We start from the raw sequence: 24,100 nt of genomic DNA on the forward strand, positions 1-24,100 counted from the left end.
TGCCTTTAAGTAGTCTTTGTGTTGAGGTCTTTTGGTTAACGGCGAGTATGCCTTTTGATTGCAACTACCGTTTGCCAGATTAATCCAGCGAATATCACATAAAAGAACAGGCTTATTAGCTCCATTCCCGGTTCTAAAAATTTTTGGAAAGGGAGTATGTGTCCAGCCCAACCGTTCAAGTAGGTTGATACGTTACTCAAGAAATTTCCACAACATGGAAGTACCTGATAAAGCCAATTTTTTTCCTTAGCTATCGCTAAAAGGTAGTAAATTAGGGAGGACAGAGCTATCCACTTAATGGGCAATAAATAGTCTTGACCGAAGTCTGAAGATTTTTCATTGACCCATAGAATGAATTTCTCTCTTTTGGTTCCAGTTTCTGAGATATCTTCTTTATATTTTTTCATCTCCTCAGAAAAGTACTTGTTGGCTTCGATCTGATTCCCAATTTTGTCGAAAGACTGCTTGATTATTCTAAATGTTTCTCGGTTGGTATGTTCCGGCTTAACTTTTGCTCCAAGAAAGTTCGGAGGTTCTTTTAGGTTTGTATTCCTAATGTCAAGTCCAAAATAAAACTTGGAGTCCCTGAAGTTGGTGAAATCCAAGAATGTAACATGATTAAATTTAGCAGTTAGTACCTCGTCAGTGTCTAACGGGTTTTCTATCCCAAATTCGCACTCTTCGAAGGTGGCTATTTTATCAAAGATACTCTTCTTTACCCAAAAGTATCGAAATTTGGATTTGTAAGTATCAACTAAACCAAGAAAGTTTGTGTTATTTACTTGAGCTTTAATAACTTCGTTGTATTTAAATTCGAATTTTGAGTGGAGTTCACTATTTTCTATTATCAAACTTTGAATGTTGTACCCATTCAGGATTAATTTTTCTTTGAAGGTTGCATCAGATATATAGATTTTTGCTAACTTTCTGCGGGATGAAATTTCATCGCTGAAAACCTTAAAGGGAAAAGCTGTTGAGCTAAGGTGCAAAGTTTTTTCAAATTCGCAATTAGAGAATAGGGGGGAGGTAATCTCTTCGTCTTTGTTATGTGAGATTTTGACGTCTGATTTAAATTTGCACAAACTATATAGCGCATCACTATCGTTTTCTAGCATTAAAGCATCTGTAACCCAGTAGTCCGCAACAAAACTACAGCCATCAAAAAAAATGCTTGTCTCATGGAGATCTATTGATCCCGCAGAAAATGTACAGTCTTGAAAATGAATTCCCTTTAACTTAGATAATATTTTCAGATAGTCATTCGGATCGTGACTTCTTCTGTCGGGGAACTGGATGTTGAGTAGGTTTATTACTTTGTCTTTGAGAAACTTGGAGTAGCGTTTGTTTGGGTCATCATGCCCACTATATAGGTGGCGCTCTAAAACGCTGCGTGGTTTTTGTGTTTTATCTTCAAACTCTGCACCCATTATTTGCGTTAAATATATGCAGAGAGTGTCTTTGAACAGCCTAGTAAGTTGAATGCCTTGGCTATCACTATTGTAAGTAGACTTTTCACAGTGAAGAGGGCACTCAGTTTTACCGTGTATTGCTGGAAGGTTGCAGGTATCGGAACTACAAGTGGCCATGCTGGGTTAGTTCTCTGCGTACTTACTTGAATGTTATCTGGCTAATATTAACTGCAGTAACTGCAAATCCATTTGCAGTGAAAACATGGATAATTAGCGGGTATGGCACAGAGGTGTGCAGTGGGCACATCCATCTGCTTGGTAAGGAGATAGGCCAGTAAGAATTTCGTTTGCCTTTGTTATCGCAGAGAAGCAGTTAGGGTGGTCTCCTAAGGCTATCCAGTTGTGAGTTTCCGGCAAACAATCCGTGATTATGCTGATATTGTGCACTTCGTGAGCATAGCCAATACCATTAGTATTTCGGTAAGCGTTACGGTTAACAATAAACTGGGGCATAGGGAAAGATCCTCAATAGATAACTGAATATCTCAGAGGAATAGGAGAGCTGGCTATATAACGTACAATATGAGCAGTACGAAAACCTCAATACCCATACATCGGCCACCTATTCGGGCTGAGCTGGTACACATCCAAAAATGTGAACAACGTCACGAGTGTAGCGCTAGATAGGGGGGTGTGTAAACATACAGTGGTTAGTCTGTTTGGGAAAATTTAAAGAGTTAGAAATGATAGCCAACAAAAAAGCCCCTAGATGAGGGGCAAAGTTTTAAAGCGATATTGTTTAGAAGTAGCGACGGACAATCGGTGCCAACTTCTGGAACAGATACCACCAAATAATGAAAACAATTTTTGTGTCATTCCACAAACCACGTGGATAGATTTTAGCGGTAAGTACAACAATACCGATGACTTGTCGAACGTGCTTCAGCATAACGATTCCCTCCTAGAGGGGTTATTGGTGAGGCCCCATTGTTATACGGTTTTACTGAGCATGTTGTACCTGAGCGCTGCCAATTTAACTGATTTTTGGGCTTGACAGCATAATAAATTTTATCGTTTCCACCCGTTTGTTATAAATCGCGCCATTGGTCTATAAGGTGATCCAAGCACAATCCATCGAATGAAACTGTGTCAACAGCTGATTTCAACTGGGGTAGGGTAACACCGCGATCATAATGCTTGGTAGCTCCCATTTGGCCAGATTCATGACCCACATAGGATTGCAGCTCTCGAAGGTTTACACCATTGTTCAGCGCATCGGTGATATGAGTAGAGCGGAAGGAATAAAGTGTTTTCTTATCTTGTTTCCAGCTGTCTGGTAAGAAAGATCCTCTGTACCTTTCATTAAACCATTTTGTAGCTTCTGTGGATGCCCTCTGACCGAGTTTGAAGTCAGGGAAGAATCTTTCTATACCTTGTCTTTCCAGTTCCTGTAGATAGTCCTGAATACCCAATTCTATTAATTGCTGGTGCATCGGTACTCTACGTTTCGCGGCCTTGCTCTTAAGCTGTTTATCATCATCTGTGAGGTCAGCAAACAATACGCCATCCTCTATTTTGAAGTCAGATACATTGAGCTGTAGTAGTTCACCCGGTCTGGCACCAGTAAACAGCATCATGGGAGCAAGCCACCAGTGTGTGGGTTTGGTTGTACTGCGCCGGAAATATTTACTATCTGGTGTATATAGGTCGCTGGTGAAAAGTTTTTTCAAATCTGGAATAGAGAATTCAGAATATGATACTTTTTCAGCCTGAATGGTTACCAGCTCAAATGGGCTATGGGCTATCTGCTTGGTAGCAAACAGCCATTTAAAAATGCCTTTCAGATACTGCAACTTGTCATGGATGGTCGCGGAAGATAGACGCTGGTCATCACTTAGCTTTAATGCCAGAAGGTCATTCAATCCCTTGCCGGGAAAACGTTTATTTCTGTTGGCTGGTAACTTGCGCATAGTGTCGCGCCAGTGTTGTGCATCCTCAAATGACACGTCATCTACTGGTCTATTACCCAACACAAAGATAAGGTCATTGATACTATCCCTATACGCCTCAAGGGAAGTGTCAGACAGCTTAGGATTGTTCCCCTTCTTGTACGCTGTGTAGGGCTGGATAACGTCACTCAGTCGCTTTTGAATCGGCTTTTCTGGTGTGGCGAGGAAGTCCGGTAGTTCTGGCTTGTTGTGCTCTGGTGATAGCGTTTGCATTCGAGTCTCACCAGCTACATGGATCAGCTTCACTACATCACCAATGAATCTTTCGTAGTGCTCACTATCTCTGATCTGGTCCATTGGGATAGTTGGCCAAGTCTTCCTGATAAAACGGTCTGTCAGCTCATACACAGACGGCCTATCGCTGCTGAACCTCCCATCTTCCGACAGCGTCCCTTGGTTGTACCAATCCAAAACTATTCGCGTCTTCTCTCTTTCTATCTGTAGCTCCTCAAGCGTACTAGGGCGATGTGTACTGCCTTCCTGCAATTGCTGCCATAGCTTGCGGATTAGCTTCTGATAACCGGCTTCTTGTCGATCTGGAGTCATTGCGCGCGCTTCTTTGATTTTATCTACAGCGGATTGGAGTGTACCGGCACGGGACGCAGCTTGGTACTTACAGGAGGTTTGGAGCGAGCGCATATAGACACGCTTGCCAATTATGCTTTGTAGATCTGGGGGGATTTGCCAGCGGTAGTAGAGGAGGTTACCGCGTCGATAGATGCACTTTAGATCCATTTTTTAGATGCACTCTGTTGAGAATGCCGCTAAAACGGTGCCTAGGTGATTCTAAGCAAATGTAAGTGCTTGATTCTAAACAGGTGCCGAGGCACCTGTAGAGGAGATGGTAGCAAGACCGAGACTTGAACTCGGGACCTCAGCATTATGAGTGCTGCGCTCTAACCAGCTGAGCTATCTTGCCACAACCAAACTCGGCTAACCGAGGGCGCGAATAATAGGGGTATGGGATGGGCCTGTCAACACTCTTTTTGCTAAATTAATCAGTAGCTTAGCGTGTGCCCGATACAGCGGGGAAAGCCTCAGCGACCGCGGCCGATGGCGGCAAGCAGGGAGCCTGTGACGACGCTAAACGCGCCAACCCAGCTGATCCAGTTCATTGGCTCTGCCTCGATGTATCCGGGCCACAGGGCGCTGATAACGCTGCTCAGAGCCAAAGTCAGCAGTGGTACCAGGGCCAGGGTTGCGCTGACGCGAGAGGCCTCCCAGGAGGCCATGGCCTTGGCAAAGGCGCCATAGGCAATCAGGGTATTGGCGGTGAGGAACAGCAGTAGTGACCAGCCCAGAGTATCCAGATGCAGGGAAACGGCGGGTTTGGCCACCGGCAGAAAGCACAGGGTGCCTGCCAGATAAATCAGCATTAGCAGGTTGTGGGGGCGGGATTCTGCAACGATCTTTTTCTGGTACAGCCCGTAGACCGCCCAGGTAATCGCGGCGATCACCGCCAGTCCAACGCCGAGCAGATATTCCCTGTCCTCACCCTTCAGCAAATCCTGCAGGCGGAGGTTGAAGAACAGTGCCAGTCCAACACACACCAGCCCTACACCCAGCCACTGGCGAGGGGAAAAGCGTTCGCCGAGCCATATCACACTCATAATCAACAGCAGCAGTGGCGCGAGCTGGATCAGGACCTGCAGGGCGCCAGGCGTGATGTAGTTGAGGCCGGTGGCGTAGGCGATGTAATTGGTCAGCAGACCGCCTACGGCCAGCAGGGTGTAAGGCAATAATCTGCCGCGAAACAGATTGCCCAGCTGCAGTTCGCGTCGCCAGCCATACCAGGTGCCGGCAAACAGGGCTGCACCGAAAAAGCGGTACCAGGTGATGGTGGTGGAGTCCATGTCGGCAATCAGGCCTTTCATGGCAATGGGCAGCAGAGCCCACAGAAAGGCCGTGGTCAGTGCCAGGGGCAGACCGACTCTCCAGTTGGATTGGTACATGGCAACCTTTGGTATTGGGTGCAGCGGGGCGGTTTGCGCGGGGCTCTTTTGAAGCCCCGCGGAGCAGATCCGGAATCGGATCAAAGAGTGAAGGGGGTCAGACGTTAAAGCGGAAGTGCACAACGTCACCGTCGACCACTACATACTCTTTGCCTTCCAGGCGCCACTTGCCGGCTTCCTTGGCCCCCGCTTCACCCTTATGAGCGACGAAATCGTTGTAGCTGATGACTTCCGCGCGGATGAATCCTTTCTCGAAATCCGTGTGAATCTTTCCCGCCGCCTGCGGCGCGGTGGCACCCAGGGGGATGGTCCAGGCGCGCACTTCTTTTACACCGGCGGTGAAGTAGGTGTGCAGGCCCAGCAGTTGATAGCCGGCGCGGATCACGCGGTTCAGTCCCGGCTCGTCCATGCCCAGGCCTTCGAGGAACTCCAGTTTTTCGTCGTCGTCGAGCTCGGCGATCTCGGATTCCAGCTTGTTGCAGATGGGCACCAGCACGGCGTTCTCTTCCGCAGCGATGGCCGCCACCGCATCCAGGTGCGGGTTGTTCTCGAAACCGTCTTCGTCCACGTTGGCGATGTACATGGTGGGCTTGATGGTGAGCAGGCTCAGTTCGCGCAGGTCCGCCAGCTCGTCGCTGTTCAGGCCGAAAGAGCGCAGCGGCTTGGCTTCGTTGAGATGCGGCTGAATTTTCTCCAGCAGTGCCTTCATCCGAATCGCGTGCTTGTCCTGGCCCTTGGCGGCGCGGCTATAGCGTTGCAGTGCCTTTTCCACGGTATCCAGGTCCGCGAGTGCCAGTTCGGTGTTGATTACTTCGATGTCCGCCACCGGGTGTACCCGGTTGGCTACGTGGATTACGTTGTCGTTTTCGAAGCAGCGCACAACGTGGGCGATGGCGTCGGTCTCGCGGATGTTGGCGAGGAACTTGTTGCCGAGGCCTTCACCCTTGGAGGCGCCGGCGACCAGGCCGGCAATGTCGGTGAATTCCATGGTGGTGGGAATCACTTTCTGCGGCTTGATGATCTCCGCCAGCTTGTCGAGGCGGGGGTCTGGGACCGGCACGATGCCCGCGTTGGGCTCAATGGTACAGAAGGGGAAGTTCTCCGCGTCGATGCCCGCTTTGGTCAGGGCATTGAACAGGGTGGATTTGCCCACGTTGGGCAGGCCGACGATGCCGCAAGTAAAACCCATGGTCTGAATCCTGTTGGTGTGGCTGAAAGCGCACGGGGCGTTTCGCCGTTTAAAAGGGAAAGCGGTTATTTGGCGCTGGTATGCAGTGTTTTCATTGCCCCGTTCCAGTCGCCAGCCGCGGCGGCGGGCATCACATCCACCGCGCGATCGATGGCTTCGGCCAGCTGATCCTGCTCGGTGCGCGGCGCGCGCTGCAGCACGTAATTGGCCACATCGCGGGCGTTGCCTGGGTGGTCGATACCGAGGCGCAGACGCATGAAGTCGCGATTGTTGCCGAGCGCTGCGATGATATCGCGCAGGCCATTGTGGCCCCCGTGTCCACCACCACTTTTCAGGCGCGCGGTGCCGCAGGGGAGATCCAGCTCATCGTGAGCGACCAGAATGGCTTCGGCGGGGATCTTGAAGAAGTTCGCCAGCGGGCCCACTGCCTGGCCACTGCGATTCATATAGGTGGTGGGAATCAGCAGGCGGATTTCCCGCCCGCCGATTCGCACACGGCCGGAGAGGCCGTGATATTTGCTGTCTGGCGCGAGCTGGATGCCGTGGATACGGGCCAGCTCGGAGACAAAGTCGGCTCCGGCATTGTGCCGCGTCCGGTCGTATTCGGGGCCTGGGTTACCCAGGCCCACAATCAACTGGATGGGCGTGTCCGGAGCCTTACTCAAGGTACTGTTACCTTAAATTGCCAGCGGATTACTCGCCGGACTCTTCGCCTTCTGCGGCAGAAGCGTCAGCTTCGATGGCGCCGCGCGGCTTGTGCACAGAGGCAACAACCAGGTCGTGGTCCGCACCGTGGGACAGGGCCACAGACTCAACGCCAGCCGGCAGTTTGATGTCGGAAATATGGATGTTGCCGTCCAGCTCCAGGTTGGCCAGGTCTACTTCGATAAACTCGGGCAGCTTGGCAGCCGGTGCGCTGATTTCCAGCTCGGTCAGAGTGTGGGAAACGATGCCGCCGGCTTTAACGCCTTTGCACTTGTCTTCGTTCAGGAAGTGAACAGGCACTTTCACGTGAACTTTGGTGTTGGCGGAAACGCGCTGGAAGTCAGCGTGCAGCAGGATGGCCTTGGCCGGGTGACGCTGCAGATCGCGCAGAATAACGCTCTCTTCCTTGCCATCGATGTCCAGGGTCAGAACGGAGGAGTAAACCGCTTCGTTTTCCAGAGCCTTGAACATGTCTTTTTGCAGCAGCGCAATGTTTTGTGGCTCGGCTTTGCCACCGTAAACGATGGCCGGAACTTTCGCTTCCTCACGACGCAGGCGGCGGCTCGCACCTTTCCCTTCGTCGCTGCGGACGCTGGCATTCAGTTTGAATTCAGACATGGGGTAAACCTCGGGTTGTCTGTCCAGAAGGCCCTGCGACCGGAACCCTCTGGGATTGCTATAAATCGGACAAAATCTATTGAATTGCCCAATAGTAAACGCCCGGCAGTGCCGGGCGGGCGCGTATTCTAAGGGGAAGCGCTGGGGAATGCCAGCGCTAAAAGGGCGGCCGTGTAAAGCGGGATTTACGCGTGGCGCTTACGAGCGGAACATGGCCGACAGGGATTCTTCGTTGCTGATGCGGCGCATGGATTCCGCCAGCATGGCTGACAGGGTCAGCTGGCGGATTTTCGGGGCCTTTTCCATCTTGTCGCCCAGCGGAATGGAGTCGGTGACCACCAGTTCATCCAGAACGGAGTTGTTCAGATTGTCGATTGCCTTGCCGGAGAGTACCGGGTGCGTGCAGTAGGCGATGACTTTCTTGGCGCCGTGTTCTTTCAGGGCGTTGGCCGCATTACACAAGGTGCCGGCGGTATCCACCATGTCGTCCACCAGCAGGCAGGTGCGTCCATTGATCTCGCCGATAATGTTCATGACTTCGGCCACATTCGCCGCCGGACGGCGCTTGTCGATAATGGCCAGATCGCAATCCAGGCTTTTCGCAACGGCGCGTGCGCGCACCACACCGCCGATATCCGGAGAAACCACCACCAGATTTTCGTAATTCTGGCGCTCGATATCATCCAGCAGTACGGAAGAGCCGTAGACGTTATCTACTGGTACATCAAAGAAGCCCTGAATCTGCTCCGCGTGCAGGTCGACGGTCAGAACCCGGTCGATACCCACGCTCACCATCATGTCGGCAACCACCTTGGCGGAAATCGGTACCCGCTGGGAGCGGACGCGGCGGTCCTGACGGGCGTAGCCGAAGTAGGGGACGACGGCCGTGATACGACCAGCGGAGGCGCGACGCAGTGCATCCACCAGGAGGATTAGTTCCATCAGGTTGCGGTTGGTGGGCTGGCAGGTGGACTGCACCACGAACACGTCACGGCCGCGCACATTGTCGGTGATCTCCACGGCGATCTCACCATCGGAGAAGCGCTTGACCACCGCCTCTCCCAGTGGAATTGCCATATGGTCAACAATCTTTTGTGCCAGTTCCGGGTTTGCGTTGCCGGTGAAGACCATTAAGTCAGCCACTGCGAGTACCTTTTCTGTTGGTAAGTAGAGATAGTAGTGAAGTTCAGGTGAATTGCGGAGCGAGAACTGCTTGCAGAATAGTGTGATGCCGGTTCATTGGGCGACCATGGATGCAAGTGTTGTGAGGGTGAGCCAGGTTGGCCGGTAATCGGGGGTGGCCCCGAAGCTCCAAAGCGAGCCATGGAGGGCTCGCCCGCAAACCAGTACCGCTGGTTTGGCGGGAGCTAAGTGCGGACATACGCCGCGCTTAGCGTCTTTTCTGGAATTCATGGATGAATTTCAGAAAACTTAAATAGAATGGCAGGGGCGGAAGGATTAGCTTCGCCCGCGGCTCGCTGGTCTCCGCTGGCTTCGCCAGCTCCGGCTCGAACCTGTCAGGGCTCGCTGTTTTCGCAAAGCTCACTGCCATCTGAAAATATGGCAGGGGCGGAAGGATTCGAACCTTCGCATGACGGGATCAAAACCCGCTGCCTTACCGCTTGGCTACGCCCCTGCAATGCTGCAGTTGATCAATCTAGATTGAAGCTGCAAATTTCGCGAGTTGCCGGTGGGTGGGTGATTCGTTTACCCCCCTGGCAACAAAACCTCTCCATCCCGCGGGACGCTTGGCAAGCACATTTTGCGCCGCCGCTTCCGAGTCGAAGCTGGCAAACACACAGGCGCCGCTTCCCGTAAGGAAGGCCTGCCCGTATTGCGCCAACCACTCTCTGGTCATCCGCACATCCGGGTAGAGGTTCTCGACCAGTGGCTGAAAGTCATTGCCCGAATACTCATCGAGCCAGCGTGTATCCAGCCGCCTGTCGCGAAGGGCCGCTAATGTAATTGCGGCGGAATCTCTTGTCAAACGCGGATCGGAAAATAACGCGCCAGTGCTCACGTGGCAGTCGGGCGTCAGCACCAGATACCAGCGGGGTGTGATGAAAACTGGCGTCAGGTGTTCGCCCACGCCCTCGGCGAAAGCCGAGTGACCGCGCACGAACACGGGTACATCGGCGCCGAGCTGCCTGCCGAGCTCGGCAAGCGTGTCGATACCGAGCTTGGAGCGCCAGAGTGCATTAAGTCCCAGCAGGGTCGTTGCCGCATCGCTGCTGCCGCCGCCCACGCCGCCGCCCGCCGGCAGAACTTTTCTTACCGAAATATGCGCGCCCAGTGTGTGGTCGCCGCAGGTCTGTTTGATCAGCTGCGCCGCCTGGTAAATCAGATTGTTTTCGGGGGCGACATCCACGCCGGGACATTCCAGTGCAATGGCGCCGTCATTCATGTGGGTAAATGTCAGCGTGTCACCGTAATCCAGCAGCTGAAACACGGTTTGCAGTTCATGGTAACCGTCGGATCGGCGGCCGAGGATCCGAAGCATCAGGTTGAGCTTGGCGGGGGCCGTCAGGGTCAGGATGGGGGGATTCATATTTTCGGTAGCGGTGGTCAAGGCTGCGAACACGGGCGGCTATGGTAACAGCCGCCCGCGTTTGCGAATACGTACATGGACGCCCTTGGGGCAGGGCGCACGCGTGTTGAGTGGCTACCGCGAAATAAGGAGGTCTTACTTTGGCTCCCACTCCTTGATCACTACGGTCACGCTGACGGGGCCCGCGGCCTGATTAGTGGCGGCGGTAATACGGGTGGGCAGCTGGTAGGGGCCGACAGACTGATAGCCGCTAAAATCCAGTTGCCATCCGGCCTGCTGCAGCCTCAGCAGCTGTCCCTGAGCGTTTCTCTGCTCACCGCTGACTGCGCCCGGCGCAACAAGGCCGCGCACCCAGTAAAACATTTCCGATACCGGGAGCGGCCAGCCCATGATTTCTTCCGTCAGCTGCGCGGGGTTTGATGCGATAACCGCGGGATCGTTGCCGCGCTGAAGGCTGACGCCGGTAGGTGAGCCGCTGATCATCGTGGCGCCGGCGCCCAATGGGCCGCTCAGGTGAATGCGGTAATTGCCACTGGCCTGCTGCCAGGTGAGATTGGCGCTGCCGTTTTCTTTTGGTGAGCGCACGCCCAATTTGCCTTTGACTTCCCAGCGCTGCAGTGCCGCGGCGGACTGCGCCTGGGTGGCTTGCCCGGGCGGTTGCTGGGGCTGTGGTTTCTGTGCACTACAGGCCGCGAGTGTCAGCAACAACAGCGCGGCCGTCAAACGTGTTGCGAATGTGTTCAGTGGTGTAAATCGGGACAGAGAGAGAACTTCAGCTTTCCGTAACATGCTGTTCCAGTCTTTGTTGATCCTGCAGCCGTTGCATGGCCTCTGGAATGAGTTTGCTTTCCGGGTTCAACTGCAGTCCCTGCTCCCATACCTGCATCGCCTGCTGGTGTTCACCCAGTGCCCACAGGGCTTCGCCCAGATGTGCGGCAATCTCGTGGTCCTGAAGCAGGGAGAGTGCCTTTTGCAGATATTTCACCGCTTCGCTGTGATTGCCGAGGCGGTGGTGCGCCCAACCCATGCTGTCGATGATGGCGGGGTCGTCCGGGCTCAATTCCAACGCCTTGGTGATCAGCGCCAGCGCCTCGTTGAGGCGGTCGTTATAGGAAAGCAGTTTGTAACCCAATGTGTTCAGGAGGTTCGCATTATCCGGGTCGCGCGACAACAATTTACGCAAACCCAGTTCAAAGTTTTCCACATCTCCCAGTTGTTCGCTGGTCATGGCGTGGGCATAAATCAGACGATTACTGTCGTCGCTGATTTTAATCGCGCCGGCCAGAACGGATTGTGCTTCTTTGAGATAACCGTGTTTGGTCAGGAGTTCCGTCTGTAGCAGGTAAAACTGTTCCTTCTGGCCGGGATGGCGCTGGCGCAGTTCTTCAAACCATGCATCGGTTTCCGCGAGATGACCATTCGCGGTGAGCAGTGCAGTACCGTGGGTGATGGCCTGCACATAATCGCTACCGGGTCGCACCATACGGTAGTGGGTAACGGCCTGTTTGATATCGCCGCCCTGTTCGGCTATGCCCGCGAGATAAAAATGTGCCGCGGATTCGTGCTCTTCCATCACCAGTAGTTTTTCCAGCAATGGCTTGGCTTTGTCGAACTGTTTGGTTTCGTACTGAATCAGTGCCAGTGACAGCATCAGATTGCCGTCATTGGGGCGTTGCTTAACCAGTTCGAGAAATTGCTGCTGCGCCAACTCCAGGTCATCGCGGATCAATAGGCGTGCGTACTGCAGGCGCAGTCGACTCTCTTTCGGGTAGAGGGCAACAAGATTCTCCAGCAGTTTGCGGGCTTCTTTTTCGCGTCCCATGTCGATCAGAATATGGGATTCCAGCAGTGGGGCATCCAGCAGCGCCGGGTCCTGTTCCTGCACAACACGGGTAATGCGCAACGCTTGTTCGGATTGGTTGTTGGCGCGTAGTACCATAGCCAGTGCCAGGGATACTTCGGTGTTGTTGGGGAACTTCTGCGACAGGCGCTGGAACTCCGGTAGGACTTTTTTGGCCAGTTCTTCGTTGTCGACCACGGTGGCGGCTACCGATTGCAACGGCGCATCACCGCCCAGTTCCAGTGCGCGCTCCGCATGGTGCATGGCGCTGTCCAGTTCACCGGCGAGGGTCAATTCGGCGGTGGCGGCAAGCTGTGCCTCCCTGTTTTCGGGTTCCAGCTCTACCCATAACTGCGCGGAGCGCAGGGCGGCGCGACGGGCATTGAGAAAACGCGCAATACGTGTGGCGCGAGCGGCGACGCCGGCATCTTTGGTGCGCTCGGCCTGGAAGTAGTAATTGGCGAGCGCCAGGTCATACTGCTCGCGGTTGCCGGCAACTTCCGCCACCAGCAGGGTGTAAAAGGTTTCAATGGGGAATGGCTTGACCTTGTCTTGCGCGTCCGCATTGTCGGCAACCACTTCGCCCCGTGTAGTACTTACAGGTGCCGAATTCTCATCCTCATCCGCTTTGCTGTCCGCTGCGGGGGTGGCGCTTCCGCGACCATCGTTGGCGTTCTTCTCGTAAGACGAGGTCACCACCGGCGCCTGGGTACCCGGTTGCGGGGGCTGCTGAGTGCAGGCGCACAGTACCGCCATGGAGATTGCTGCTGCCAATCGCCGGCTGCGGCGCTGCAGCTGCTGTGGTTCTACTGGCCATGTCGGCCGTTCGGCCCCGCTGCCGGGGGTGGGGTGTTTGGCTGCAAGTGGTGGGGCAAACCAGGGGGTGAAGAGAGATGCAAAGAAAAGCTGCATAGAAACGTGTCCGTACGTTCGCGCCGACCATCTGCCAACCAGGGGTTGATCCCGCTGCGAATCCTCGCTGCGGGGCGGGGTGGACAGTAGCATTGCTGCCGCACCGGTCCGGGTGATGGGGCGCCTGTTGGCGTATTTTTCCGGGTTATCGCCGTATAATTCTAGTTCTCAAATCCGCACCCGTTGGCCGTTGACCGGCTGCGGTGGCAAAGTCAGCACCTAATTAAACCGTAGTTAAATGCGCCATGACTGCACGGCACTGCTCGGGTTGCGGCGGAAATGGCCAGTCTGCCCGGTGGGTTGGGCTATTACATGGATAGGGTGATACCGCTTGCACGGGGCCCGACGGGCCCGGACAATGTGCGGCCATTTCAGTCAGTGGCGGGAGAGTTTCCCGCCTGGCCAGCCGGAGAGTGCGCACTGCGGCGCCGTAGTAGAGACGACGACAACCGATGCCAATCATTGCCCTGGGAATCAATCACGACAGCGCGCCGGTCGCCGTGCGCGAGCGGGTGGCGTTCGCCCCCGAAGTGATGCCCAGTGCGCTGGCGGAGGCTCGCACGGCTCTTGAGTGCCGCGAGCTGGCTATCCTGTCCACCTGTAATCGCACCGAAATCTACGGCGAGGTAGCCCCCGAGGCGCTGTTGTCCTGGATCTCTGAATACCACGGGGTGCCGTTGGACCAGCTGGCCGATTGCTATTACCAGTTTACCGATGAGCAGGCGGTGCGCCACATGATGCGGGTAGCCTGCGGGCTCGACTCCCTGGTACTCGGTGAGCCGCAGATTCTGGGGCAAATGAAATCCGCCTACGCTGTCGCGCGGGAATCCGGCAGTGTCGGCTCTACCCTGCACAACGTGTTCCAGCAGGTGTTTTCGGTGGCGAAGAAGGTGCGCACCGAAACCGCGATTGGCGAGAACCCGGTGTCCGTGGCTTACGCCGCGGTGTCCCTGGCGTCGCGGATTTTTACCGATCTTGGCCAGCAGACGGCGCTGTTGATTGGCGCCGGCGAAACCATAGAGCTGGTGGCCCGGCATTTGCTGGATAAGGGCGTCAAACAGCTGATCGTTGCCAACCGCACCCTGAGTCGGGCGCAGTCGCTGGCGGAGGATTTCGGGGCCGAGGCGATCCTGCTGGCGGACATTCCCGAGTACCTGCCACGGGCGGACATCGTTATCAGCTCCACCGCCAGCCAGCTGCCGATTCTCGGCAAGGGCGCAGTGGAAACCGCGCTCAAGCAGCGTCGTCATCGCCCCATGTTCATGGTGGATATCGCGGTGCCGCGGGATATCGAACCCCAGGTGGCGAAACTCGATGATGTCTACCTTTATACCGTCGATGACCTGCGCGGCGTGATTGACGAGGGCAAGCGTTTGCGTGAGCAGGCCGCGGAGGCCGCACACCATATCGTCGACGCCGCTGCGCAGGTCTTCATGCGCGAACAGCGCAGCCTGCAGGCGGTGGATTCCATCCGCAGCTACCGCCAACAGGCCCAGGCGGTGAGCAAGGACGAACTGGAAAAAGCGCTGATCCAGCTGCGCGCCGGTGGCGACCCGGAGCAGCTGCTCGAGCAGATGGCGCGCACCCTCACCAACAAGCTGATCCATGCTCCCACCGTGGCGCTGCGTCAGGCCACCGCCGACGGTGACCTGGAGCGGCTGCGTATCGCGCGGGAAATCATTGGCCTGCAGCCGGAAGATCCCGGCCAGGACACGGACAATTCGGCCAATGCGCCGGAGAAGAAGAATCACAAGTAATGAAAGCTTCGGTACAACAGAAACTCGACCACCTGGTAGAGCGCCACGAGGAGGTCTCCGCCCTGTTGGGCGATGCGGAAACCATCAGTGACCAGGACAAATTTCGCGACCTGTCGCGGGAATACGCGGAGCTCGAAGAAGTGGTGAAGTGCTACCAGCGCTTCAAAACTCTGCAGGAAGATATGGCTGCCGCGCGGGAAATGCTCGATGACAGCGACGCGGAACTGCGTCAGATGGCCCAGGAGGAACTGCGCGAGGCGGAGGCCCAGCTGGAACCGCTGGAAAAAGAATTGCAGACCCTGCTGCTGCCCCGTGACCCCAACGATCGCAAAAACGTCTACCTGGAAGTCCGCGCCGGCACCGGCGGCGATGAGGCGGCGATCTTCTCCGGCGATCTGTTCCGTATGTACTCCCGCTACGCGGAAAAACAGGGCTGGCGTATCGAGGTGATCAGCGAAAACCCCGGTGAACACGGCGGTTACAAGGAAATCATCACCCGTGTGGTGGGTGAGGATGTCTACGCCCGACTCAAGTTCGAGTCTGGCGCACACCGCGTGCAGCGAGTGCCGGAAACCGAGTCCCAGGGGCGTATTCACACCTCTGCCTGCACCGTAGCGGTCATGCCGGAGCCCGACGAGCGCGACGCCATTGAGATCAACAAGGCGGACCTGCGCGTGGATACCTACCGCGCTTCCGGCGCTGGCGGCCAGCATGTGAACAAGACCGATTCCGCCGTGCGCCTCACCCATATTCCCACCGGCATCGTGGTGGAGTGCCAGGACGAGCGCTCTCAGCACAAGAACCGCGCCAAGGCGATGGCACTCTTGCAGGCCAAGCTGAACAATGCCCAGGAATCCGCCGCCGCCCAGGAAATCTCCGACGCGCGCCGCAATCTGGTGGGCAGCGGTGATCGCTCCGAGCGTATCCGCACCTACAACTTTCCCCAGGGGCGCCTCACCGATCACCGCATCGGCCTCACCCTGTACAAACTCGACGAAGTGATGCAGGGCGCGCTCGACGAGGTCATCGGCGCGCTGCGCACCGAATACCAGGCGGATCAGCTGGCGGCGCTGGGGCAGCACTGATTTCATGGCCACGGTGAAGGAAAACCTGCTGCGCGCGCAGGAACTCACGGAGAGCGACAGCCCGCGGCTGGATCTGGAGGTGCTGCTCTGCCATCTGCTCGGCAAGTCCCGCGCCTGGCTCTACACCTGGCCGGAACATGCCCTCGACGAGCTCCAGCAGGCGCAGTTCGAGCGCCTGCTCAAACGCCGTATTGCCGGTGAACCTGTGGCCCATCTCACCGGCAGCCGCGAATTCTGGTCGCTGCCACTCAAGGTCAATCGCGCCACGCTGATTCCTCGCCCGGATACCGAGGTGCTGGTGGAAACGGTGCTGGTGCTGTGCCCACAGGAGCAGGCGCGACTTCTGGACCTGGGCACGGGCACTGGCGCCATCGCACTGGCTCTCGCCAGCGAAAAGCCCCGCTGGCAGGTTGTCGCGGTGGACCGTATGCCCGCGGCGGTGGCGCTGGCACAGGAAAACAGTCAGCAGCTCGGGTTCTCCAATGTGGAAATTCTGCAGAGTGACTGGTTTTCGGCCCTGGCGGATCGCACGTTTGATGTGATCGTCAGTAATCCGCCCTATATTGATCCGCAGGATCCGCACTTGCGCGAGGGGGATGTGCGCTTCGAGCCGCTGTCGGCGCTGGTTGCGGAGGAGGCGGGGCTGGCGGATATCCGCGAGATCGTCGGCGCGGCGCGCGCGCATCTCACTGTGGGCGGCCTGCTGGCGGTCGAGCACGGTTGGGATCAGGGGCGGGCTGTGCGCACCATTTTTTCGGGAAATGGATATTCCGAAGTGGAAACCCGCCTTGACTATGCCGGGCGGGAACGTATCACTCTGGGGCGAATTTAGTGTTAACAGGCCCGAGTGGTCCATGTGGAACGTTGTGTAACCGTTCGCTTTGCCAAAGCCTCCAGCGCTTTCTCACCTTGATCTGAATGCTTTGGCGGCGCTCCTTTGTTACCGACGTTACCGACCTTTCCGTATGGACCACTGGCCAGACGCCCGGAAACAATCGTCGGTGGAAGGAATCCATGCACGACCACACACACCATCACCACGGCACCAATCACCTGAAACCCCTGATCTGGGGGCTCGTCATTACGCTCGCGTTTGCCATGGTGGAGGCCATCGGCGGCTGGATTTCCGGATCCCTCGCGCTGCTCGGTGATGCCGGGCACATGGTCACCGACTCTTTCTCCCTCGCCCTCGCCGCCGTCGCCGCATTGCTGGCGCGCAAGCCCGCCAGCCGTGAAATGTCCTTCGGCTGGGGGCGTGCGGAAGTGCTGGCAGCGGTGGTCAATGCCGTGCTGATGCTGCTGATCGTGATCGGCATCAGCGTTGCCGCTGTCAATCGTCTGCGCGAGCCGCAACCAGTGCAGGGCGGGATGGTGATGCTGATTGCCGCCGTTGGCCTGCTGGTGAACATTGTGGTCGCCTGGGTACTGCACCGCGGCGAGCAGACCCTGAATATCCGCGGAGCACTGCTGCATGTGATGGGAGACTTGCTGGGATCGGTGGCGGCACTGGTGGCGGGTGCGGTGATCTATTTCACCGGCTGGACACCCATCGACCCGCTGCTGTCGGTACTGATCTGCTTGCTGATCCTTTTTTCCAGCCTGAAATTGTTGCGGGATGCAGTAGACGTCTTGATGGAGCGGGTGCCGCGAGAGTTGAGTCTGCCGGTGGTGGGGGAAACCATGGCGGCGGTGGACGGTGTGAAATCCGTCCACGATCTGCATATCTGGCGCCTCGACAGCAGCTCTATTTCCCTGTCCGCACACATTGTGGTGGAAGACCTCGCGGCCTGGCCGCGGGTACTGGAGCGTTTGCGCCAAACCCTGCATCAGCGTTTCGATATCGACCACATCACCCTGCAGCCTGAGCCGCTGCATTTTGATCCCACGCCAATCATTGATCGGGTGAGTTCACTCTGATACGGACGACGTCGGTCTTTCATTCCGTATATAGGTTCTTTCAGTTATTTTCCGGTTCGTGATAATTTCACACCACAATCCTCGTTGCAGGTGGAAGACACGGACATGTCTCTTTATACCCTTACGGATAATTTGGGAAATTCGTACCAACTCACCTCTGATGATCGCATAACCTCCTTGGCTGCCAGTGACTATTTCACGGCGATAGATGCGCTTGAGCGCATCGACTATCTCCAGTTGGCAGCTGCCGAAGACGAATTATTCCAGTGGACCGACTGGCACCCTGAGTTCGGCCTGACGGTGAATTCTGGTCCGGGCTGGCAGAGTACGGAATCGACGAATCTGTTCCAGACTCAGGCACATCATCCCCATATTGGCTCAAGATTTCTCCCCGACCGCTGGCCGCAGATTCTCGATGCGATTCATCGGGGAAACCTCCGGTTTGTCCAGGTTGACGCGGCAAAAACATCGAAGAATGAAAATCCGCAGGATACTCGCAGCATACTGCGGGTAAAGATTCGCCAGGCACTGCTTACTATCGTAGCCGCCGAAAAAGCGGAAGCGGCGCATCACGCCCGGCGTTTGCAACAGGAAACATCCGTCAACCGGGGCCTCATTTATACCGGCGCCTTTCTTACCGGCCTGTGGCAGGCGGGAGCAGGTTTTGCGCAGTGGCTGAAAGAAGTCAATGATGTGCTCAACCCACTACAGCGCAGCCTGCGGGGTGTGCGCGCCACACAGCGCGCGTTGCAACGCAACGAGAGTGGTGAAAGCCTGCTCGCCGCCTATCGGGATGAAATGCTGATCGCGGAGAAGCGCGAGATCGTGCAGGCGCTCGGTTTTGACCCCACGGCAATTACCCGGCAGCAGTTCCAGCACGCCATAGAGCTCGCGGATCTGATCTGGGAAGATCCCTCCCTGCAGGCCGACTTGCGCCGTTTCGTCAAAGACTATGTCAGTGCGCAGCACACGATAGAAATCACCGAATTCTCCGGCGCCGCAGCCTTCGAAGTTCTCTTCACCATACTCCTCGCCGCGGTCACCGGTGGCACAGGCCTCGCCGCGAGTGCGGCAAACCTGACTCGATACTTTGCCCGCTTCCGCAAGGTGGGAGAGTTGCTGGTGGAATTTGGGGAGCAGGTCAAAAAGTCCAGATTGCTCAGGGACCGCAATGCCCCGGCCAAGCAATCACCCGGTTTCGAGGACTTTGAGAGTATCGGTGAAATGGACGTATCTGTGCCGGTCAAAATCACTCCTGAGGCGCAACGAATCAAATCAAAGACAAATTCCAGCTTGTCGTCCAAGCGTGAAATTGAACTGGCCAAAAATCCTGGTAAGACACCTGAGCAAATCAGGGCAAGAGATAAAGTTGCTCGTTATTACATGGAGAAAAATGAATTTACTGAATCTCAAATCAGCGATGCGCTCGGAAACATAGATGGAACAATTGTCGGGGGGATAGATCTGAATAAGCCTCTAGAGGTGGTTAACTATCCACCGCCGGAGTACATGTATCAGTACGTCAAGAGCCACGGTTATCCGGGAAACTGGTTTGATCCAATAGGAAGTCAGACGCCAGACATGCTTGGAATCAGTGGAGATGGTCGGGCTCTGAAGGCCTTTAAAATGCCCAAAGGAGACGGGTTGACGTCATTCTCTAAACCAATACTGGACAAGTGGACCACCCCGGACAGTCCAGTCCAAACAAATGGTGGTGGTATTCAGTTGTTGATTAATGACACCACAAAAGCATCTGTGAATAGCTTAAATGGATTAATTTAGATATGAACTTTCGCGCGCTGAAAGCCGCTTCGGATGAAGCTTTAAATGAAATTTCAAAGTACGTAAAAAAGAATGGAAGCAATAATGTCTTGCAGTCAATTGAAAACCAAATGAAGTTCATTTCATCAGAGGCGGGAAGTGGCGTTAACCCGAAAGAGAAACTGTCTGAGGGGCGTCAATTCACATATGGCATTCTCTCCTCAAGAGAGTTTTCCAGTCCGGAAGAACTGATAATCAAGGAGAAACTGGACAACGTTACGGAGCAGTTAAACAGGTTGTGAGGTGTTCTCTGGAAGATACGTGACGCCATGCGCGCTGCAATACCACGAAGCTGGAAATCCCGTCATGTTTGTTGCCCCTTCTATGACGAGGGGTACAGGCAGGCTTGAATTAGATGAAAGTGTTGCCTGATTCCTATGAAGTAATAGGTGTGTTCTGCCCCTAACCGCTACCCGTCAGAACCTCAGTCCTCATCCCGCCCCTCGTCGTTGTCCAGTTTCTGCTGCGTTTCCTCGGTGGATTGCACCGGTGCATCGGTCGCCGGTTCATCCACGGCGTCGTCCTTGTCGGCTGCCGGCGCCGGAGGCGCGGCCTCGGTAGTGGCGGGTACTTCCGGTGCCGGTTCCGCGGTCACCTCAGCGGGTGGGCTGATCTGCTCCTGTGGCGCCTGGATGCCGATGTGGTAGGCGGCAAAGCCCGGCTGTACCACCTGGTCCATGGCCATGCCCAGAATGCGACCGTTGTACTGGGAACGGATTTCCTTGCGTACATTGGTGATCGGATTGGTGACGGTGCCGAGCAGATCCCCCTTGCTCACCGTCTGTCCCAGCTGCACCTTGCTGAAAATGATGCCCCCGGTAGTGGCGCGCTGCCAAGTGGAGTTGTAGTACACCGGCTCCGGCTCACCCCACAGGCGGAATTTGCTCACCATGCCGAGCTGATTGAGCAGGGTGCGAATGCCTTTCACGCTGTGGCTTACGGAGGGCTCGTCCAGCACCATCGGCGCGCCGGCCTCCAGGGTTACGGTGGGGATACCCGCTTCAACCGCTTCTCGGCGCAAGGTGCCTTTGGCGCCCTTGCTGTGCAGTACGACCGTAGAGCCGAACCCCTTGGTCAGTTTTACCACCTTGGGGTCGGTGAGGTCGCCGCGCAGCTGTGGCAGGTTGGTGCGGTAGAAGGAACCGGTGTGCAGGTCGACAATGGCGTTGCAGTGCACTACCACTTCGTTGAAAAACGAACGCGCGATGCGCGAGGCGGAGGAACCGCGTTTGTCACCGGGGAAGTGGCGATTGAGGTCACGGCGGTCGGTGAGATAGCGGGAGCCGCGGTGGAAGCCCTGCAGGTTCACGATGGGCACGCCAATCACCGCGCCTTTCAGCGTTTTGGGGTCCAGGTTGTACATCACCCGACGCACGGTTTCGATGCCGTTCAATTCATCCCCGTGAATTGCTGCCGTCAGGCAAAGCGTCGGACCGGGCTCGGCGCCGTTGACCACAAGTACCGGGGTGGCGCTGTAGACACCTTCAAAATGCTGGCTGGGCGACCAGGCCAGGCGGGTGGAGGTGGCGGGTGGCACTTCGGCGCGAAGCAGCCGCAGTGGGCGGCTCTCGGGAGCGGCCGGCTCCAGCGGGGACTCTTCCTGAGCCTGACTCCGGGCCGGTTCCGTGTCGGGTTTCGGCGGGGTATCCGGGGCTGATTCCGTATCGGGCGTCGAATCTTCGACAGACGGAGCCACCAGTTCCTGTTCGCTCACCGGTTTGTCCAGCTCGATGCTCTTCGCCTGTGGCATGGCCGGTTTTTTGGATTCATCGCCTTTGTTTTCACCAGCTTTGGTGTCGGTACTGAGTTGAGCCGATGGTACCGGCTCTTCAACCGTGGGTTCGTTCGCGGACAGAGGCGAGGTAAACAGGGCTGAGACGCTGGTGAGGGACACTATCAGGGAGAGGCTCAGAGAGCGGCGGCGCATGAAATACTCCAGTGCGGGAAAACGGTCGATTCAGGTGTCTGAGGCAGTGGGCGCGAGTCGCGAGTATAGCCAAAGGGTTTCCGCGAATTTGCGCGATATTTGGCGAATTCGCGATCTGGTCCGGTCGCGGCGCGGTCAGCTCAAGTTGTGCCCATGCTCACCGGTTGCCAGTGACTTGTCCAGCTGGCGTCTGCTGGTGCGCCACAGACGCATCAGCAGCAGTGCGGCGGCAGTGCCGAGGCCGATACAGATACCGACCCAGTAGCCGTACACACCCCAGAAATGTTCGCCGATCCACCAGGCGCTGGCGAGCCCCACTATCCAGTAGGAAAACAACTGCAGGTACATAGGCACCCGGGTATCGCGATAGCCGCGCAGTGCGCCCGCCGCCATCGCCTGGGTTACGTCCACCAGCTGGAAGGCGGCGGCGAGCAGCAGCAGATTTCTCGCCACGGCAGTGATGTCGGGATTGCTGGTGTAAGCGAGCACCAGCAGATCCCGCAGGCCGATCAGGATGAGGCCGGTAAGCAGGGCGTACACGAAGCCGGTGCCGACTCCCACCGTGCTGACAAAACGCGCCCGTTTCGGGCGGTTCTGCCCCAGTACCTGCGCCGTGCGGATACTCACCGCCTGCGCCAGCGCGAGGGCGACGAGGTAGAAAATGGAGCCGATGCTGAGCCCGATCTGGTGCGCGGCAACAATGGTGGCGCCATAGGCTGCGAGCAGCAGGGTCAGGCTGGCGAAGAATGTCACCTCACTGGCGGCGCCAATACAGATGGGCATACCCACTGCCAGCAGATGTCTGAGCGTTGGCCAGTGCGGGCGTGGCGGCAGCAGTTTCAGATCGAGAGCGCGATACACGTGGGAAGCGCCGCGGTCGTAACCGGCGTGCCAGTAAAGCGCGATGGCAATACACCAGCATACGATACTGGTGGCAAGACCGCAGCCGGCGCCCCCCATGGCGGGCACCGGTCCCCAGCCGAACACGAACAGGATATCCAGTGGGATGTTCAGAGCTGCGGCGGCAAGATAAATCCGCATTACCGGGCGCACCTGCCCCATGCCTTCGCAGTAACCCCGCAGCGCACTGCCAAAGGCAAAGGGCAGGGTTCCGATAGCCAGTGCCTGCAGGTACTGTGCCATTACCCGTCGAACCGGCTCCTCGGTCTGGATCCACTGGCTCCATAACGGCGCGGCCAGCAGCGCGGCGGCCACCAGCAGGCCGCCAATCAGCGCAATCCACACGGACTGGCGCATCTGGCGCGCGCAGCCGGCTTCATCTCGCGCGCCGCGCAGATTTGCCACCACCGGGGAGACGGCCGCCAGCATGCCGATCAAGGTGACCGCGCATACGGCCCAGATACTGGAGCCCAGCGCGAGCCCTGCGAGGTTCACTTCCCCGGACTGGCCGGCAACGATGGTATCGGTAACCCCCATGCTCACCACCGCCAGATTGCTGACCACCAGTGGTCCGCCGAGGTTGGTGAGGTGACGCAGCTCAGTGGCTGTGGCGCGTTTGTAGAGCTTTGGCATGGGAATCTGTACGGCTGACTAAACTGGTCGGGAAAGGTCCGGCGAGAGTGTAGGCGCGGTTTCCGGATCAGTCGGATGGCGAGGGCAACAGGTGCGTGGATTGTCGGGAGCGGATTATGGCGGGCACAGACAACGGGTTCAATCGGATTTATCGGTGTTTCCTGCGGATTCTGCGGCCCTTCGATGGACTGGGGTTGTTGGCATTGCGCCTGTTTCTGGGGCCCATTTTTATTCTGGCGGGGTGGAACAAGCTCGGCAGTATCGCTGACGTGGCGGCCTGGTTCGGCAACCCCGACTGGGGGCTTGGTCTGCCGGCACCACACCTGTTGGCGTGGCTTGCGGCACTGACGGAGTTTCTTGGCGGTATGGCGCTGGTGCTGGGTCTGGGGGTGCGGCTTGCGGCGATCCCTTTGCTGGTGACCATGGCGGTGGCGGCGGTAAGTGCTCACTGGCAGTACGGTTGGCACGCGCTGCCGGAACAGACCCTGACCATGCCCTGGGAGTGGCGGCGGGACCTGATCGAGGAAGCGATCGAGCGCCGCGACAAGGCGGTGGAATTACTCAAGGCAAACGGCAATTACCCCTGGCTTACCGAGGCGGGCGGCTTCACTGTGCTGAAGAATGGCATTGAGTTTGCGGCCACTTACTTCGTCATGTTGCTGGCGCTGCTGTTTGGCGGCGGTGGGCGCTACGTGAGCCTGGACTACTGGATCGCACGCCGGCAGAACATCGTACGGGATTGAGCCCGGCGATGTCGTTACCTGTATTTCGGCATATAGATGATATACTCGCCGATTATTTAACCCCTGCCGCCCCGGCTGTATCTCTGGCCCAGGTGGCTCTCAGGCCCACACCCGGTGGACCTTTGCACATTTGAG

19 protein-coding genes and 2 tRNA genes are annotated in these 24,100 nt (G+C 56.6%); 7 read left to right on the forward strand and 14 right to left on the reverse strand.

Annotation, left to right across the window (positions count from 1 at the left end; genetic code table 11):
• Positions 1 to 35: 35 nt before the first annotated feature.
• The 12 genes from C3938_RS12260 to C3938_RS12315 all read right to left on the reverse strand — a co-directional run bounded on the left by C3938_RS12260 (position 36) and on the right by C3938_RS12315 (position 13,044).
• On the reverse strand, positions 36 to 1,586 hold the full coding sequence (locus C3938_RS12260) for a hypothetical protein (RefSeq protein WP_158681677.1): 1,551 nt from the start codon (positions 1,584 to 1,586) through the stop codon (positions 36 to 38).
• Positions 1,587 to 2,497: 911 nt separating this feature from the next.
• Positions 2,498 to 4,153: a site-specific integrase gene (locus C3938_RS12265; protein ID WP_105103584.1), complete on the reverse strand. Its 1,656-nt coding sequence runs from the start codon at positions 4,151 to 4,153 to the stop codon at positions 2,498 to 2,500.
• Positions 4,154 to 4,260: 107 nt separating this feature from the next.
• A tRNA-Met gene (locus C3938_RS12270) sits at positions 4,261 to 4,337 on the reverse strand.
• Between the two features lie 118 nt (positions 4,338 to 4,455).
• Positions 4,456 to 5,370 (reverse strand): DMT family transporter, encoded by a 915-nt coding sequence (locus C3938_RS12275; RefSeq protein ID WP_105103585.1) that lies wholly within the window; start codon positions 5,368 to 5,370, stop codon positions 4,456 to 4,458.
• A 97-nt stretch (positions 5,371 to 5,467) separates the two neighbouring features.
• The gene (gene ychF, locus C3938_RS12280) at positions 5,468 to 6,559 is read right to left on the reverse strand and encodes a redox-regulated ATPase YchF (RefSeq protein WP_105103586.1); all 1,092 of its coding nucleotides are present in this window, start codon (positions 6,557 to 6,559) and stop codon (positions 5,468 to 5,470) included.
• A 65-nt stretch (positions 6,560 to 6,624) separates the two neighbouring features.
• Complete coding sequence (pth, locus tag C3938_RS12285; RefSeq protein ID WP_105103587.1) at positions 6,625 to 7,224, reverse strand: aminoacyl-tRNA hydrolase; 600 nt, start codon at positions 7,222 to 7,224, stop codon at positions 6,625 to 6,627.
• Positions 7,225 to 7,252: 28 nt separating this feature from the next.
• Positions 7,253 to 7,882 (reverse strand): 50S ribosomal protein L25/general stress protein Ctc, encoded by a 630-nt coding sequence (locus C3938_RS12290; protein WP_105103588.1) that lies wholly within the window; start codon positions 7,880 to 7,882, stop codon positions 7,253 to 7,255.
• Positions 7,883 to 8,080: 198 nt separating this feature from the next.
• Positions 8,081 to 9,013, reverse strand: coding sequence for a ribose-phosphate pyrophosphokinase (locus C3938_RS12295; protein WP_105103589.1), 933 nt, complete (start codon positions 9,011 to 9,013; stop codon positions 8,081 to 8,083).
• 430 nt (positions 9,014 to 9,443) lie between these two features.
• Positions 9,444 to 9,518 (reverse strand) — tRNA-Gln (locus tag C3938_RS12300).
• Between the two features lie 21 nt (positions 9,519 to 9,539).
• Positions 9,540 to 10,430 carry a 4-(cytidine 5'-diphospho)-2-C-methyl-D-erythritol kinase gene (gene ispE, locus C3938_RS12305; protein WP_105103590.1) on the reverse strand — a complete coding sequence of 297 codons (891 nt, stop codon included), beginning with the start codon at positions 10,428 to 10,430 and terminating at the stop codon, positions 9,540 to 9,542.
• A 135-nt stretch (positions 10,431 to 10,565) separates the two neighbouring features.
• Positions 10,566 to 11,219, reverse strand: coding sequence for a lipoprotein insertase outer membrane protein LolB (gene lolB / locus C3938_RS12310; protein ID WP_105103591.1), 654 nt, complete (start codon positions 11,217 to 11,219; stop codon positions 10,566 to 10,568).
• Positions 11,203 to 13,044 (reverse strand): tetratricopeptide repeat protein, encoded by a 1,842-nt coding sequence (locus tag C3938_RS12315; RefSeq protein WP_233998861.1) that lies wholly within the window; start codon positions 13,042 to 13,044, stop codon positions 11,203 to 11,205. Before C3938_RS12315 ends, lolB begins: the two co-directional genes overlap by 17 nt.
• A gap of 590 nt (positions 13,045 to 13,634) precedes the next feature.
• Here C3938_RS12315 and hemA point away from each other — a divergent pair.
• The 6 genes from hemA (at position 13,635) to C3938_RS12345 (ending at position 20,004) form a co-directional block, all read left to right on the forward strand.
• Positions 13,635 to 14,939, forward strand: coding sequence for a glutamyl-tRNA reductase (hemA, locus tag C3938_RS12320; RefSeq protein WP_105103592.1), 1,305 nt, complete (start codon positions 13,635 to 13,637; stop codon positions 14,937 to 14,939).
• Positions 14,939 to 16,024 (forward strand): peptide chain release factor 1, encoded by a 1,086-nt coding sequence (gene prfA, locus C3938_RS12325; RefSeq protein ID WP_105103593.1) that lies wholly within the window; start codon positions 14,939 to 14,941, stop codon positions 16,022 to 16,024. Before hemA ends, prfA begins: the two co-directional genes overlap by 1 nt.
• 4 nt (positions 16,025 to 16,028) lie before the next feature.
• Positions 16,029 to 16,856 carry a peptide chain release factor N(5)-glutamine methyltransferase gene (prmC, locus tag C3938_RS12330; RefSeq protein WP_105103594.1) on the forward strand — a complete coding sequence of 276 codons (828 nt, stop codon included), beginning with the start codon at positions 16,029 to 16,031 and terminating at the stop codon, positions 16,854 to 16,856.
• Between the two features lie 182 nt (positions 16,857 to 17,038).
• Positions 17,039 to 17,941: a cation diffusion facilitator family transporter gene (locus C3938_RS12335; RefSeq protein ID WP_105103595.1), complete on the forward strand. Its 903-nt coding sequence runs from the start codon at positions 17,039 to 17,041 to the stop codon at positions 17,939 to 17,941.
• Between the two features lie 105 nt (positions 17,942 to 18,046).
• Positions 18,047 to 19,723, forward strand: a complete 1,677-nt coding sequence (locus C3938_RS12340) for a hypothetical protein (protein WP_158681678.1) — start codon at positions 18,047 to 18,049, stop codon at positions 19,721 to 19,723.
• A 2-nt stretch (positions 19,724 to 19,725) separates the two neighbouring features.
• Complete coding sequence (locus C3938_RS12345) at positions 19,726 to 20,004, forward strand: immunity protein Tsi6 family protein (RefSeq protein WP_105103597.1); 279 nt, start codon at positions 19,726 to 19,728, stop codon at positions 20,002 to 20,004.
• Between the two features lie 182 nt (positions 20,005 to 20,186).
• Here the strand turns inward: C3938_RS12345 and C3938_RS12350 are convergent, their stop codons facing one another.
• The gene (locus C3938_RS12350; RefSeq protein WP_105103598.1) at positions 20,187 to 21,689 is read right to left on the reverse strand and encodes a succinylglutamate desuccinylase/aspartoacylase family protein; all 1,503 of its coding nucleotides are present in this window, start codon (positions 21,687 to 21,689) and stop codon (positions 20,187 to 20,189) included.
• Between the two features lie 135 nt (positions 21,690 to 21,824).
• Entirely contained in the window at positions 21,825 to 23,222 is a 1,398-nt protein-coding gene (locus C3938_RS12355) for an MATE family efflux transporter (protein ID WP_105103599.1), read from the reverse strand.
• A 116-nt stretch (positions 23,223 to 23,338) separates the two neighbouring features.
• Between C3938_RS12355 and C3938_RS12360 the strand changes: the two genes are divergently transcribed.
• Positions 23,339 to 23,965 carry a DoxX family protein gene (locus C3938_RS12360; protein ID WP_105103600.1) on the forward strand — a complete coding sequence of 209 codons (627 nt, stop codon included), beginning with the start codon at positions 23,339 to 23,341 and terminating at the stop codon, positions 23,963 to 23,965.
• The last annotated feature ends 135 nt before the right edge of the window (positions 23,966 to 24,100 follow it).

The sequence above is a fragment of the Microbulbifer pacificus genome (assembly GCF_002959965.1).
In the GTDB taxonomy this organism is placed as follows: domain Bacteria; phylum Pseudomonadota; class Gammaproteobacteria; order Pseudomonadales; family Cellvibrionaceae; genus Microbulbifer; species Microbulbifer pacificus_A.